The organism is Salinicola endophyticus (genome assembly GCF_003206575.1).
Lineage (GTDB): Bacteria > Pseudomonadota > Gammaproteobacteria > Pseudomonadales > Halomonadaceae > Salinicola > Salinicola endophyticus.
Genome location: NZ_PZJO01000009.1, coordinates 88,177 through 103,707, shown reverse-complemented (window position 1 = coordinate 103,707; position 15,531 = coordinate 88,177). Strand labels below are relative to the sequence as shown.

Here is a 15,531-nt window from a genome sequence, read left to right as displayed (position 1 = left end):
GGGTGGGCCTCGCCAAACCCTGGGGGCGTTGGGTGGCCGTTGACAGGGCCAAGGGGCGGTGCTAAATACGCGCTGCCGGCAACCGTGCCGGTGATGCGTCGTGGCCCGCGCCGCGCGCTTTCCGAGGAATCATCACCATGGCATTGCGCCACATCCTGTTCGCCGCTGTCACGGCCCTGGCCGTTGGCGGGTGCGCGTCCAATACCTTTGCGCCCAACTATCAGTCCAACAATACCGACGTGCTGCGGATCGGCGGCGAGCGCCCAGAGGCGGCGGCGCCCGCGATCGAGAATCTGGGCTCGTTCTGCGTTCAGACCACCCAGCAGTGGAACGATCAGGGCAAGACGCCGGATGGCCAGCGTCTGTGGGTCAAGAGCACCCTGCGTCAGGCGGTGGCCTGCCGTTGAGCGGTCGGGCCTGTGTGCTTGAGGGTGTCTTCGACGACGCCGGGGAGGGGGCCAGCGGAATGCCGCTGGGTTCTGATGGCGTGGGCGGCGTGGCGTGGCGTGGCGGCCGCGTCTGCGGGCGTGAGCTGCTACGCTGAAACTCCATGGGCTTCATTCTCGAGGCCCGTTTCCGATCTCTTCTCTCGATCTCAGGTGCGAACCCCATGCGTTACGAACTCTATTACTGGCCGGGTATCCAGGGGCGCGGTGAATTCGTGCGTCTGGCCTTCGAGGATGCCGGGGTCGAGTATGTCGATATCGGACTGCTGCCGGCGGCACAGGGTGGCGGCGCCGGTGCGGTCAGCGAGTGTCTGCATGCCGGCGCGTCAGGCCAGCCGCACTTCGCACCGCCGGTACTCAAGATAGGCGAGGAGATGATCTCGCAGGTCGCCAACATTCTGCTGTTTCTCGGGCCGCGTCTGGGGCTGATCGCCGACGATGCGGCGCTGCAGCGGCGCGCCCATGGCCTGCAGCTCACGCTCAGCGATTTCGTGGCCGAGATTCACGACACCCACCATCCGATCGGGACGTCGCTCTACTACGAGGATCAGCGCGATGAGGCGCAGCGCCGCGGTAAGCTTTTCGTCCAGGAGCGCCTGCCCAAGTTCCTCGACTACTTCGAGCGGGTGCTGGCGGTGAACGCCGGTAGCGAGGCCTATCTGGTCGGCGGTGCGCATAGCTACGTCGACCTGTCGCTGTTCCAGGTGATGACCGGATTGCGCTACGCGTTCCCGCGGGCCATGGGGCGGCGGGAGCCGGAGCTGCCGGCACTGGTGGCCCTGGTCGACCGGGTGGGATCGCGCACGCGGCTGGCCAGCTACCTGATGTCCGAGCGGCGTCAGGCGTTCAACCCGTCGGGGATCTTCCGCCACTATTCCGAGCTGGATGGCTGAGTGCCGCTCCTCGCCGAAGGCGGCTGCGGTGGTGGGGCCGCGGCTTTCTGACTCGTACGGCTGGCGTGCTACAGTAGAGACACTTCCGATTAGCGGACAAGGAGGCAAAGATGCCATTACTCGATAGTTTCATGGTCGACCATACCAAGATGAACGCACCGGCGGTGCGCGTGGCCAAGCAGATGCGCACGCCCCACGGCGATGACATCACGGTCTACGACCTGCGTTTCTGCATCCCCAACGAGGAGATCCTCTCCGAGCGTGGTATCCATACGCTGGAGCATCTGTTCGCCGGCTTCATGCGCCAGCACCTCAACGGTGACGGCGTCGAGATCATCGATATCTCGCCGATGGGCTGCCGGACCGGCTTCTACATGAGCCTGATCGGGCAGGTCGACGAAGCGGCAGTGGGTGAGGCCTGGGAAGCCTCGATGCGTGACGTGCTGGCACTCGAGGATCAGGCATCGATCCCCGAGCTCAATATCTACCAGTGCGGCACCGCCGAGATGCACTCGCTGGGCGAGGCGCAGCAGATCGCGCGCAATGTCACCACCCGGGGTATCGGCGTCAACTCCAACAGCGAGCTGAAGCTGACCGAGGAGTTCCTGGCCGCGCACGGCGCCTGAGGCGTTCGACGCGTGATTATGGGGCCCGCGGCACTGTTGCCGCGGGCCTCGTCGTTTCTGGGTCCGTCGTGGGAGATACTGTCGCGTCTGGGGCTGCCTTTTCTGGGCCTGGCTGCTAGAGACTCTCGGGCGGGGCGCGGCGGCGAACCTTCGGCGCCTGCGTTGTCAAAACGGTAGTGGCGTCGGGCGTTATTATCCCTTTGTCATCGGCGCTCGACCCGGCCCGTCATTCATCGTCTTTGCATCAGGACACGCTCATGCTCGATACGGTTCAGCAGTTCTTTCAGCGAGTGCTCGCGCCCGCGCACGATCATCACGATGCGGTCACCCCGCAGCTGGCGGTGGCGGCGCTGCTCAGCGAGGTACTGCGCGCCGACTACGAGGTCGATCCGCAGGAGCTCGCGACCCTGCGCGAGATGTTGATACGCCAGTTCTCGCTGAGCGGTGAACAGGCCGATGCGCTGATCGCGGAGGCCGAGGAGCAGGTCGAGCATGCGGTCGACCATTTCCAGTATGTCTCGCTGCTCAACGAGCGTTTCAGCTATGCCCAGCGGGTCGAGCTGGTCGCTGCCATGTGGCGGCTGGCCTACGCCGACAATGAACTCGCCGCCCTCGAGGAGCACCGCATCCGGCGCCTGGCCGATCTGCTCTACGTGAGTCACAGCGACTTCATCCGCACCAAGCTCGCCGTGCTCGAAGCGCGCGGCTGAGCGCCGCCGTCGTCACGGATGCCGGCACTTGCCAGTGGGCCGGAATTTCCGACCTCAGCTCTAGGGTATCCCCATGGGTGGCCGTTATACTGCCGCCAAAGCGCGGTCCGAGTGACCGTGGCCGTCGACAGTGAGTCAAGGAGGGAGCGTGACCGAGGGCATCAAGCACATCGTGGCCGTGGCGTCGGGCAAGGGCGGCGTCGGCAAATCCACCGTGACCGCCAATCTGGCCCTGGCCATGGCCGCCGAAGGCTATCGGGTAGGGCTGCTGGATGCGGACATCTACGGGCCGAGCCAGTCGCGCATGCTGGGCTTGCCGGAGAATACCCGCCCCGAGGTGGTCGACGAGAAAAACATGAAGCCGGTCGTCGCACACGGTATCCAGGCGATGTCGATGGCGTTCATGGTGGATATCAATCAGCCCATGGTCTGGCGCGGGCCGATGGTCTCCGGCGCTTTCCAGCAGCTGCTCAACCAGACGCTGTGGGATGACCTCGATTTTCTGTTCATCGACATGCCGCCGGGCACCGGCGACATCCAGCTGACGCTGGCGCAGAAGGTCTCGGTGGACGGCGCGGTGATCGTCACCACGCCCCAGGACATCGCACTGCTCGATGCTCGCAAGGGGATCGAGATGTTCCGCAAGGTGAACGTGCCGGTGCTGGGTGTGGTCGAGAACATGAGTCTTCACGTCTGCTCCCAGTGCGGTCACAGCGAGCCGATCTTCGGCAGCGGCGGCGGAGAGCGCATCGCCGAGCAGTACGCGACCCAACTGCTGGGCCAGCTGCCGCTGACGCTGTCGATCCGCGAGCAGGCCGACGGCGGCCAGCCCAGTGTGATCGCCGAACCCGATGGCGAGGTGGCGCAGACCTTCCGGCGTATCGCCCGCGCGGTGGCCAGCGGTGTCGCCGAGAGCGGGGGCACCGGGCCGAGCATCTCGTTCAGCGATTAGCCACGGCCTGACAAGTACCGGGTCCGTCGATTGGGTGACGGCTGCGCGGCGCTGTGCCGGCGCCCGGCGTTCCCTTCGCGCGGGCGGGCCGCTATGATGGCGGGCCGATTCAGCCGTACCCATTTCTCGACCCGGCGCGGGGGAGCCGTGGCTCCCCGTGACGCCGCTCCAAGGACACCTGCATGAGCATCAAATCCGACAAGTGGATTCGCCGGATGGCGGAGCAGGAGGGCATGATCGAGCCCTTCGAGGCGGACCAGGTTCGCTACGCCAACGACCAGCGCGTGATCTCCTACGGCACCTCCAGCTACGGTTATGACGTGCGCTGTGCCGACGAATTCAAGGTGTTCACCAACATCCACTCGGCGGTGGTCGATCCCAAGGCGTTCGACGAGAAGAGCTTCGTCGACGTCAAGGGCGACGCCTGCGTGATCCCGCCCAACTCCTTCGCCCTGGCGCGCACCGTGGAGTACTTCCGGATTCCGCGCAGCGTGCTGACGATCTGCCTGGGCAAGTCGACCTATGCGCGCTGCGGCATCATCGTCAACGTCACGCCGCTGGAGCCCGAGTGGGAAGGCCACGTGACGCTGGAGTTCTCCAACACCACCAACCTGCCGGCGCGGATCTACGCCAACGAGGGAGTGGCGCAGATGCTGTTCCTCGAATCCGACGAGGTCTGCGCGACGTCGTACAAGGATCGCGGCGGCAAGTACATGGGGCAGCGTGGGGTGACCCTGCCGCGCACCTGATCACGCCCGCGACGGCCCCAGGGCCGGCCACGTGACGACAGACGGGGCGCCTCCGCCAGGGAGGCGCCCCGTCTTTGCCTGCGATGCCGCCCGCTTCTGGGCCTTGCCGTGCCTAATCAGGCCAGTCAGACGTTCGCCGCACGATCGTCGCTGCGGTGCTTGATGGTCTCGGCGTAGCCGTCGAGAAACGGCTTCTCTGCCGGGTCGAGGCGATCCATGCCGGCCACCACCCGGTGCCAGTAGGGGTAGAGCGGGGCGGGGCGCGTCAGCTGCTCCAGCTGGCGCTGCTCGGCCTCGCTCAGCGTCAGCTCGGCGGCGGCGAGGTTGTCGTGTAGATGCGCTTCGCTGCGCGCGCCGACGATCAGTGAGGTGACGCCCGGGCGATCCTTGAGCCATGCCAGGCACACCCGCGCCGGCGAGCAGTCGTGGGCTTCGCCGATGGCGATCAGTGTCTCGATGATGTCGTAGGCGCGCTCCATGTCGTGGACATAGGGCTCGGGCCAGCCGTTACCCTGGCGGGTGTCCGGCGGCGTCGGCCGGCCGCGGCGTACCTTGCCGGTCAAGAAGCCCTCACCCAGCGGTCCCCAGATCAGCGAGCCGAGGTTCTGATCCAGCGCCAGCGGCATTAGCTCGTACTCCGCTTCACGTGACTCCGGGGTGTAGTAGATCTGCTGGCTGATCGGTTTGGTCAGGCCGTGGAGTTCGGCCTTGCCCAGGGTCTTCATCATCTGCCAGCCGGTGTAGTTGGAGGTGCCCCAGTAGCGCACCTTGCCACTGGTGACCAGATGGTGCAGCGCCTCCAGCGTCTCCTCGACCGGGGTGACGCCGTCCCAGTTGTGGATCTGGTAGAGATCGATGTGGTCGGTGCCCAGGCGCTTGAGGCTGGCCTCCACCGCGCGGATCAGATGGTAACGCGAAGCACCGCTGGCGTTGGGGTCGTCGCCCAGGGGACTGCGTCCCTTGGTGGCGAGGATGATGTCCTGGCGCTTGTCGCCGAGCGCCTTGGCGGTGATCTCTTCGGCTTGGCCATGGGAGTAGAGGTCGGCGGTGTCGACCAGATTGACACCCGCATCGAAGGCGATGTCGAGCAGGCGTCGGGCGCCCTTGACGTCGACGCTCGCCGCCTTCTCGAAACCGTGGCTACCGCCGAACGGCACCGTGCCCAGGGTCAGGCTCGAGACCATCAGCCCCGAGTTGCCCAGCGGACGATATTGCATGCTCATATGGCCTCCTTGCCTGGCTGAATCAGGCCCCGCCGCGAGGCGAGCGGGGCTCTTTCAGTCTGGCAAAGATCGGCCCGGGAGCAAGTCGGGGGGCATGGAGAAGTGCCTGAATAAGCGCCGCCCAGGGCGGCGCTGGTGGCCAACGCACGCTGCGGTGGGGGCTACAGCTGGCCCGACTGCCACTGCGCTTCACGACTGGCGAGCGCTTCGGCAATGCCGTCGATGCTGTTGGAGGCAAGGCTCTCGGGCAGCGGATCGAAGCCGACGCTGGCGGCGAGCTGACCATAGCTGCTGCGCAGGTCGGCGTAGGCCAGGTCGCGGCGCAGATCGGCCTGCAGCGTATTCAGCTCGCCTTGGATCAGCTCCAGTTCGCCGATGCTCTGTACCTGATAGCGATTGCGCAGCTGTTCGACGATCTGGCTATCCAGGCTGACCAACTCTTGACTGGTCGCGAACTGACGCTGCGCTTCGCGGAAATTGGCATTGGCGACATGCAATTGCGCCAGGATCGCCATCGACATTGCCTGGCGGCGCGCTTCCACGACTGCCTGGCCGGCCTTGGCCGCGTCGATGGCGGCTGGCCCGGAGAGCACGTTGAACAGGTTCCAGGTGACCTTCACTCCATAATCGGCCCAGCTCTGATTGACCAGAAAGGAGTTGCTGTCGTAGTGGGCGCCGGCGGAAAACTCGAGGCCGGGCAGCAGGCGCAGCATGGCCTTGCGGGTCTCGGCGGCGCTGATGCGGGTTTCGTAGTCCTGCTCGCGCAGTTCGGGGCGATGGGTCAAGGCCGCCTGTTCGAGCTGGCTGAGGTCGACCGTGAGTTGAGGCACCTGATAGCCCGCCGCGGGTGCCAGCTCGATCTCGGTGCCCAGGGGCAGATTGATCAGCGTCGCGAGCTCGGTCTTGGCCAGCGAGAGCGCACGGCGCTGCTCCTCGAGCTGTCGCGTGGCTTCGATCAGGGCGCGCTGGTAGCTCAGCGTCTGGATGATGTCGCCGATACGCTGATCGCTGAGGCGGCGGCTATTCTCACTCGCTTGATCGACTCGTGCCATCAGACTGTCGATCTGGCCTAGCAGACGGTCGGCCGCTACTGCCCGCCAATAGGCCGAACGCACGTCCTGAATGATGGTGTGGACCACCTTGCGCCGGCGCTCCTGCACGATCAGGCGTCGATCGCTCTGCTGCTTGGCATTGACATAACCGACGCCGAAGTCGAGTACGTTCCACACCATGGTGAGGTCAGCGACGCGGCGGTCGCGATCCAGTGAGGTCGAAGGCTCGAGTGACTGAGTCCCGGTTCGAATGCTCTCGCTGCTGGAGGCGCTGACGTTGCTGCGGCCAGCATAACCGGCTGACAGCGCCATGCGCGGGAGCATGTCGAAGGTGGCCAGATCGACCTGACGCTGGGCCATGGCCTCTTCCATGACCTTCAAACGCCCCTCGAGGTTGTATTTCACGGCGCGGGCCATGGCTTCATGCAGCGTGAGCGGGCCGCTGAGCGGCTCCTGGTCCTTGAACATCGTGCGCAGATCCTGCTGAGCGCGCTGTTCGCTGACACTGTGATCGATCGGCTGGCTGGTGACGGCGCAGCCACTGATGGCCAGAGTCAACAGGCTGACTGCGAAAAGTTGCTTTTGACGACTCATCCTCGAACTTCCCCTTGGTACGGCATCTATCGATTATTGTTCGGTCTTTTGCTAGACCTTGGATGTCGGCTCGGCCATCTGCGCGAATGCCAGGGTCAGACTGCTGACCTGGCGCCACTCGTCTTCCTGTATCTCCTGCAACTGCTGAGCCAGGGTGGGTGCGCCCTGAAGCGCGTTCTGGCTTACCTCGTTGGTGTCCGGGCCCGGGCGGAGCTGAATGTCGCCCTGTGTAGGCGGGGCGATGCCATCGAACAGCGCCGAAAAGTTGCTGCTGCCGAAGGTGTTCTCGCTACCGCCGATAGTGGACGCTTCAGTCGCCGCGCCGATACCCAGATTCGCAGCGCTGCTGGCGAAGACCTGGGCGATATAGCTGGGTGCCAGGGCGCCATTGCGGATGAAGATATCGCCCACTGGCGGTATGCCACTGCCCAGGTTGGGCACCTCGAATAGCGGGGTGGGGCGCAGGGGCGAGGTAAACAGAGAAGGCGGCGCCGACGCTCGTGTCGGCTCGGATATCGCGCCGACGCCGGGCTGCGTCAGCGGGGTCGATGGGTTGATGCGGAACTCCGGATCACCCTGAATTTGGGACTGGGTGTAGGGCTGGCCGACCAGGCCACCCGGCAGCGCATTGCCGGCGGTGTCGTTGATGCCGGTAGCGGTGTCGTTGAGTGCCAGTGCTAGGCTGCCGCTGCCGCTGACATTGATGATAGTGACGCTGTAGGTGCGCGCATCGATTCGCTCCAGGCTGCCGAGATTACCCTGGGCGCTCCCCGTGCTGATCAGAGTGAAGTCCGACAGGTCGACGCCACTGACGTCTTCGCTGAAGGTCAGCGTATAGCTCACGTTGCCGTCGGCGCTGGCGGTGGTATCCAGCACGATGGTCGCGGTAGGCACGGTGGTATCGATGCGCACGCCGGCAGTCTCTCCGACATTGTTCAGGGTCAGGCTCATGGCATTGCCGGCCGCATCGCGCAAGCTGCCATCATTGTTCTGCAGGCCGGACACGGTGATGCCGTCCGCATCGTCGAGACCGGGTTGCAGGCTGTACTGGAAGATCAGGGTCGTGGTGCCAGAGCCTGCCACGTAGTCAGCGAAAACCGTGCTGCCGCCGATATCCAATGCCAGCCTTGGCGTGCCATTGACCAGAACGGCTTCGTTGGCGTTGACCACGAATGTCAGGGTATCGCCCGCGTTGTACTGTACGCCGGCTGGCACGTCGACACTGGCGATGGTGGGAACCACGGTATCGACGGCATAGTTGCCCGATAGGGTGCCGCCAATACCGGTATTACCGGCTGCGTCCTGCACTCCTGGATTGTTCAGGGTAATCAGGTTGCTGCTCGCGGTGACGTTGGCGTCAGGGGTCAGGGTCGCGGTCCAGGTGGTGCCGCCATCGCTGGAGCTAAGATCGCTCAGGGCGCCGTTGGCCACGCTGAAGTCGCCCGTGGTCAGGCCGGTGACCGCTTCGCTGAAGGTGATGGTCACGGTCGCCGTTTCATCGGCAGCCAGCGCGGTGTCGCTCAACTGGATGGTCGCGGTCGGGCGCTGGGTATCGATGGCGTAGTTGTTCGAGATGGTACTGCCGCTGCCGATATTGCCCGCGGCATCCTGCACCCCGGTGTTATTCAGGGTGACGACATTGCTGCTGTCGGTGATATTGGCGCTGGGCGTCAGGATCGCGGTCCAGGTGGTGCCGCCATCGCTGGAGCCCAGGTTGCTCAGGGTGCCGTTGGCCACGCTGAAATCGGTCAGGCTCAGCCCGCTCACCGCTTCGTTGAAGGTGATGGTCACGGCGGTGGTTTCACCGATGGCCAGGGCGGTGTCGTTGACCACGATGTTCGCAGTTGGCCGCTGGGTCTCGATGGCGTAGTTGTTGGAGTCGGTGGTGCCGGTGCCGGTATTGCCGGCGGCATCGGTGTAGCCGGTGTTGTCCAGAGTGATCAGATTGGTCGTGTCGGTGACGTTGGTGCTGGGCGTCAGGGTCGCCGTCCAGGTCAGCCCGCCATCGCTCGAATTGAGGTTGCTGAGCGCGCCGTTGGCCACGCTGAAGTCACTCGTGGTCAAACCATTGATCGCCTCGCTGAAGGTGACGGTGACCGTGGTGTTCTGGCCCGCTTTCAGTGCCGTGTCGGCGAGCGCGATGGTGGCGGTCGGGCGCTGGCTGTCGATGGCGTAGTTGTTGGAGTCGGTGCTGCCGGTACCGGCGTTGCCAGCGGCATCCTGTACCCCGGTGTTATCCAGGGTGATCAGGTTGCTGGTATCAGTGACGTTGGTACTGGGGGTCAGGGTTGCCGTCCAGGTCAGGCCGCCATCGCTGGAGCTGAGATCGCTCAGTACGCCGTTGGCCACGCCGAAGTCGGCCGTGGTCAGGCCGGTGACCGCTTCGCTGAAGGTGACGGTCACGGTCGCCGTCTCACCGGCAGCCAATGCCGTGTCGCTCAAGGCGATGGTCGCGCTCGGGCGCTGAGTGTCGATGGCGTAGTTGTTGGAATCGGTGGTTCCGCTGCCGGCGTTGCCTGCCGCATCGCTGTAGCCGGTGTTATTCAGGGTGATCAGATTGCTGGCGTCGGCGATATTGGTGCTCGGCGTCAGGGTCGCGGTCCAGGTCAGGCCGCCATCGCTTGAGCTGAGGCCGCTGAGGGTGCCATTGGTCACGCTGAAGTCTGCTGTGGTCAGGCCGGTGATTGCCTCGCTGAAGGTGATGGTTACCGCGCTGCTTTCACCGATGGCCAGGGCGGTGTCGGCTACCGCGATGGTGGCAGTCGGACGCTGGCTATCGATGGCGTAGTTATTGGAGTCGGTGGTGCCGGTGCCGGTATTGCCGATGGCATCGGTGTAGCCGGTGTTGTCCAGAGTGATCAGATTGGTCGTGTCGGTGACGTTGGCGTTCGGTGTCAGGGTCGCCGTCCAGGTGATGCCGCCGTCGCTCGAGCTGAGGTTGCTGAGCGCGCCGTTGGCCACGCTGAAGTCACCCGTGGTCAGGCCGGTCACCGCCTCGCTGAAGGTGACGGTGACCGTGGTGTTCTGGCCCGCTTTCAAGGCGGTGTCGGCGACCACGATGGTGGCGCTCGGGCGCTGGCTGTCGATGGCGTAGTTGTTGGAGTCGGTGGTGCCGGCGCCGGTATTACCGGTCGCGTCGCTGTAGCCAGTGTTATCCAAAGTGATGACGTTGCTGCTATCGGCGATATTGGTGCTCGGCGTCAGGGTTGCGGTCCAGGTCAGGCCACCATCGCTGGAGCTGAGATCGCTCAGTACGCCGTTGGCCACGCCGAAGTCCGCCGTGGTCAGGCCGGTGACCGCTTCGCTGAAGGTGACGGTCACGGTCGCCGTCTCACCGGCAGCCAATGCCGTGTCGCTCAAGGCGATGGTCGCGCTCGGGCGCTGAGTGTCGATGGCGTAGTTGGCTGAATCGGTGCTGCCGCTGCCGGCGTTGCCTGCCGCATCGCTGTAGCCGGTGTTATTCAGGGTGATCAGGTTGCTGGCGTCGGCGATATTGGTACTCGGCGTCAGGGTCGCGGTCCAGGTCAGGCCGCCATCGCTTGAGCTGAGGCCGCTGAGGCTGCCGTTGGCCACGCTGAAGTCGACGATGTCCAGACCCTGCACGGCCTCGTTGAAGGTGACGGTGACGGTGGCGGTCTCGCCGATCCGCAGCGTCGTGTCGCTGAGGGTAATGCCGCTGGCGGCCGGGCGCACGCCGTCCACCACCAGGGCCTTGTTGGCGCCGAGGGAACCGGCGGTGCCAGGTGTCGGCAGGGTCAGGAGTGCGGCCTGGCTGGTGCCGTCCTGAATGCTGCCGCCGTTGAGGCTCAGGGCCGAGGTGGAGGCGTAGTCGAGGTCGGCGGAGCTGTCACCGGCCTGTACGGTGTAGCTGAAGCTCAGGGTGTCGCTGCCCGAGCCGGAAAGGTAGTTGAGTACGCGATCAGTGGTGCCGGTTTCCAGGGTCAGGGTCGGGATGCCGTTGACGTTCACGGTGCTGCTGAACTGGACGGTGACGACTATGGTGTCGCCGATCTTGTAGGTTCCGTTGGCCGTGCTGGACGAAACACTGGTGATTGTCGGGACGGTGGGGGCGGTCAGGGTCAGGTCATTGCCAGTGTCGCCGGCATAGCTGGTGGTCAATTGGGTGCCATTGCTCGCTGCGTTGAAGGTGCTGCCCTCGCTGAGGCCACTGAAGGTGCCAGTGATGGCATCGGAGGCGTCATTGAGGATGACCTTGTAGATCTCACCATTGCCGGCGGCATAACCATGGTTGACCGTCAGGGTCGCGCCGGAAACGTCGACGGTGCCATTGACCACGACCTGGTCGTAGCCGGTGCCAGCACTGGCGCCATCGATATCCAATGCCAGGGTGCTGCCTGCATCCAGGGTCAGATTGCCATTCACGGTCAGGGTGCCGGCGCCGCTATTGCCCGGGGAGAGGGTGCCGCCGTTCTGCACGATGACGTCGCCACCCAGGATGCCGCCGCCGGCCAGGGTGGCGCCATTGGCCACAATGGTAGCGCTGCTGGTGCTGCCGTCCACGACCAAGGTGCCGGCAGACACGCTGGTCGTGCCCGTGTTGGTGTTGCTACCCGACAAGGTCAGGTTGCTGGAGCCCGCCTTGGTCAGGCTGCCCGTGCCACTGATGGTGCCGGACAGGGTAGAGGCCGCGCCGGCATTGATGGTGGCCACGCCGGCCAAGGCCAGGGCATTGTCGATGGTGGTGTTACCCGTGATCTGCAGGGTGGTGCCGTTGGCCAGGTTGAGGCTGCCGGCGCCGAGGTTGCCGTCACCGGCGACGCTCAGGGTGCCGGCGCTGACGCTGGTGCTGCCGCTATAGGTATTGCTGCCGCTCAGCGTCAGGGTTGCAGCACCTGTCTTGGTCAGGTCGTTGCTGCCACTGATCACCCCGGACAGGGTGGTCGCGGCGCCAGTGTTCACCGTGGCGTTGCCGCTCAGGGCAATGGCGTTGTCGATGGTGGTGGCGTTACTGGTGGCCAGAGTGCTGCCGGCAGCCAGGGTCAGCGTGTCGCTGCCGAGGTTGGCGTCGCTGGCCACGCTTAGGGTACCGGCGCCGACGGTGGTCGCACCGTAGGTATTGTTGCCAGACAGCGTGAGCGTCGCGGCACCTGTCTTGTTCAGGGTGTAGGCACCACTGACCACGCCTGACAGGGTGGCATTGGTCGCGGCAGTGACCGTGGCATTGCCGCCGAGGACGATGGCGTTGTCGACGGTGGTCGCGCCGGTGAGCGCCAACGTGGTGTCGGCGGCTAGATTGACCGCACCCGAGCCGAGGTTGGCATCGTTGTCCACGCTCAGGTTGCCGGCGCTGACATAGGTGGCGCCGTAGCTATTGCTGCCGGACAGGGTCAGGGTACCTGCGCCGGTTTTCGTCAGGTCATAGGCGCCGCTGATGGCACCGCTGAGGGTGACGGCGTTGCTGTTATCGATGGTGCTGTTGCCCGTGAAGGCGATGGCATTATCGACGGTCGTGGTGCCAGTGATGTCGAGCGTGCTGCCAGCCAGGGTGAGGTCGCCCGTGCCGAGGTTGGCATCACCACCGATCGACAGGGTGCCAGCGGAGACGGTGGTGGTGCCGGAATAGCTGTTGTCGCCGGCCAGGGTGAGAACGCCATTGCCCTGCTTGATCAGTGAGCCGCTGCCGGAAATGATCCCGGAGACGCTGGTTGAACTGTTGTCGCCCCCACTGGTGAGGCTATGGCTGCCGAGCTGGATGCTGGCGTTGGCACTGTTGCTCGCCAGGCTGCCGATGGTCTGACCCGAGAGCAGGGTCAGCACGCTGTTGCCGTTGACCCGTACCGCACTGCTGCTGGACATCGATGCGTCGCCATCTAGCCTCAGCCAGCCATAATTGAGCAGCGTGGTGCTGCCGGTGTAGCTGTTGCTGCCGGAGAGGGTCAGCGAATGATTAGCTGATCCGGTCTGGTTGAAGCTCAGGCCGCCGTTGCCGCTGATATTGCCGGAGAAGGTGGTATCCGCTGTCTGGTTCGTCGTCAGGGTGCTGCTGCCCAGGTCGATTGCACCCGTACCGGAAAGGTTGCCTATGGTCTCGTTACTGTTCAGCGCCAGGGTGGCGCCCGCGGCGATCGAGACGCTGCTGTCGTTGGCAATGGCATCACCATTGGCGACGGCCAGGGTACCCGCGGAAATGTTGGCGCCGCCGGAGAAGGTGTTGCCAGTGCCGGACAGGATCAGGTTGCCGGCGCCCGCCTTGGTCAGGGCGCCACTGCCGGCGATGCGGTTGCTGATGGTCGCAGTATCGCCGCTGCCATGGGTGAAGGTCTGGGTGGTTCCTCCTGCCAGGGTGATGGTGCCACCGCTGAGCGTCAGGCCGCTGGCCTGATCCATGTCGAAGGTCAGGCTCTCGTCAAGGTTCACCGTATTGAGGTTGAGCGTCTGGTTCGCCAGCGAGCTGTCGAAGACGAGGGTCTGGCTGCCGGTGTTGTCGGCGGCGGCGATAGCCACGGCCTCGCTGAAGCTCACACCATTGCTGGCATCGATGGTGGCGGTGTCACCAGTGTTGGTGATGTAGATGGTATCGCTCGTCACCGTAACATTGGCCGAGTTGCGAGCCCCGGAACCATCGTCGAGGGTATAGCGGAGATTGGCATCACCGGCCGGCGTATCGCTGCGATAGGTGATTCGCTGCGCCACGTCGTTGACCAGCGCCGTGGTCGCTGTGGTGGTGCTGCTGGTGAAGTTGACGGTCAGTACGCCACCGGTATTGGAGAAGGTGGCGAAGGTTTGGCCGCCGGACTGCAGATTGTTGCCGCTGACGCTGAACAGGGCGCCGCTGGTGTCGAAGCCCAGCACGTCGCTGCCCACGGCCGCGCCGTCACGCTGGATGACCAGGCTGGCCCCGGACCAGTTGCCGTTGCCGCCGTTGAGAGCCCCGAGTTCGCTGTCGCTCAGGCTGGCGTTGCTGCCTGCGTCGAGGAGCACGCTGTTGCCGACTCCGGCCCAGGCCGCGCTGTCGCCGTTGAGATTGCCAATTGTGGGAGGGCTATTGCTTCCCCTCAGATCTGTCAGATTCAGCTGCTGCAGGTCCATATTGGCCAACGATGTAGCACCGCTCAGGTTGGTCACGCGCAGGGTGAACGACGAGATGTCATTGAATTTGGATGCATCCAGATCGACGGTCAGTGGCCCTTGAGCAGAGCTGTAGGTGAATGACTCAGAGACGTCGACACCGCCAGAGGTGGCGCTGAAATCGAGGCGATAGTTACCACCGAAGCTCTGGATCACCATGCCGTCGAGGTCGAATGTCCCCAGGTCGTCATTGTCCGCGGTCCAGGTCAGCTCGTAGTAGTAGTTGTCATCGACATCCTTCACCGAGCTGTCTTGAAAATAGATGGAGTTGGGTGAGCTGGCCCGGGTGGCGCCGGTCGATTCGGTAATGTTGAAACCGTCGACGGTGTTGCCGCCGGTATTGTTGTTCCAGTAGGTATCGCTGAACGACTGGTTGGGCGAGGGCAGCGCCAGCAGATTGTCGTAGTTCGCCAGTTGCGCCATATCCAGCACGTCATGAGCGGAAATTTCGCCACTCTGCCGCTCCAGCTCCCAGTCCCCGCCCATCGCGGCAGCGCCGGTTCTGTCGGACGAGGCAGCGATGTCCGCCTGGGTCAGTATCGCCAATTGTTCCACCAGGGCGGCACCGCTGTCGCTGCGGCCGATGTCGCAGCCATAGAGGAGAATGTCACCGTCGCTACCGAGGCTGGCCCCGATCGCGGCCAGCTCGGCCGAGTGGCTGCCGACGTTCTGGCTGTCCAGCGTAGTCGTGCCCAGTTTCAGCAGGCCATCGTCGCCATGGCTGAGAATATGAATGGCATCGATATCCTGCCGGCCTTGCAGGTACTCGGCGATCTGTTGCAGGCCATCGCCACTGCCGTCGAGTACCACCACCTCGACTCCGGGGCGCAGCGAGGCGATCAGTTGTTCCTTGTCGGCCACCTGGCCATCGATGAACACCAGATCCTGACGCTGGTCGGACGTGGCACTCTTCGGCGCTGCGGCCAGAGTGTCATGCGAGGCGTCGCTGGTGTTTGCCGAATCAGGAGTGTCGGCGGGCTGGTTGTCAGCCGTATCGGCAACGGTAGCGGCTACGGCGCCATCGAACATCATGCGCGCTTCGAGACTGATGGCCAGGGGGGCATGCGACGGGCCAGTATGAGTCTTGGCGCTCGTCGAGACTTTCAGCAGTTTCCGTAACACTAGACACTCCTCACTCGGATTCAGCGTGCCCGCACTCTTCGAGCGCCGGGCCGCGCGTGGAGTAGTGAACGGGTA

The 15,531-nt window shown here is 64.5% G+C and carries 9 protein-coding genes; 6 read left to right on the top strand and 3 right to left on the bottom strand.

Going from position 1 to position 15,531, the window contains the following annotated elements; all coding sequences use genetic code 11:
* Positions 1-137 precede the first annotated feature (137 nt).
* The 6 genes from DOM66_RS16670 to dcd all read left to right on the top strand — a co-directional run bounded on the left by DOM66_RS16670 (position 138) and on the right by dcd (position 4,376).
* Positions 138-407: a hypothetical protein gene (locus DOM66_RS16670; RefSeq protein ID WP_110676791.1), complete on the top strand. Its 270-nt coding sequence runs from the start codon at positions 138-140 to the stop codon at positions 405-407.
* Between the two features lie 203 nt (positions 408-610).
* Positions 611-1,339 (top strand): glutathione S-transferase, encoded by a 729-nt coding sequence (locus tag DOM66_RS16665; RefSeq protein ID WP_110690931.1) that lies wholly within the window; start codon positions 611-613, stop codon positions 1,337-1,339.
* A gap of 110 nt (positions 1,340-1,449) precedes the next feature.
* Positions 1,450-1,965 (top strand): S-ribosylhomocysteine lyase, encoded by a 516-nt coding sequence (gene luxS / locus DOM66_RS16660; RefSeq protein WP_110676789.1) that lies wholly within the window; start codon positions 1,450-1,452, stop codon positions 1,963-1,965.
* A gap of 257 nt (positions 1,966-2,222) precedes the next feature.
* Entirely contained in the window at positions 2,223-2,675 is a 453-nt protein-coding gene (locus DOM66_RS16655) for a tellurite resistance TerB family protein (RefSeq protein ID WP_110676787.1), read from the top strand.
* A 148-nt stretch (positions 2,676-2,823) separates the two neighbouring features.
* Positions 2,824-3,627 carry an iron-sulfur cluster carrier protein ApbC gene (gene apbC, locus DOM66_RS16650; protein WP_110690930.1) on the top strand — a complete coding sequence of 268 codons (804 nt, stop codon included), beginning with the start codon at positions 2,824-2,826 and terminating at the stop codon, positions 3,625-3,627.
* 182 nt (positions 3,628-3,809) lie between these two features.
* The gene (dcd, locus tag DOM66_RS16645) at positions 3,810-4,376 is read left to right on the top strand and encodes a dCTP deaminase (RefSeq protein ID WP_106420371.1); all 567 of its coding nucleotides are present in this window, start codon (positions 3,810-3,812) and stop codon (positions 4,374-4,376) included.
* Between the two features lie 125 nt (positions 4,377-4,501).
* Here the strand turns inward: dcd and DOM66_RS16640 are convergent, their stop codons facing one another.
* From DOM66_RS16640 to DOM66_RS16630, 3 genes are all read right to left on the bottom strand, one after another.
* Complete coding sequence (locus tag DOM66_RS16640; protein ID WP_245392472.1) at positions 4,502-5,599, bottom strand: aldo/keto reductase; 1,098 nt, start codon at positions 5,597-5,599, stop codon at positions 4,502-4,504.
* Between the two features lie 161 nt (positions 5,600-5,760).
* The gene (locus DOM66_RS16635; protein ID WP_110690929.1) at positions 5,761-7,245 is read right to left on the bottom strand and encodes a TolC family protein; all 1,485 of its coding nucleotides are present in this window, start codon (positions 7,243-7,245) and stop codon (positions 5,761-5,763) included.
* Between the two features lie 51 nt (positions 7,246-7,296).
* Positions 7,297-15,366 (bottom strand): Ig-like domain-containing protein, encoded by an 8,070-nt coding sequence (locus DOM66_RS16630; protein WP_110690928.1) that lies wholly within the window; start codon positions 15,364-15,366, stop codon positions 7,297-7,299.
* Positions 15,367-15,531 lie beyond the last annotated feature (165 nt).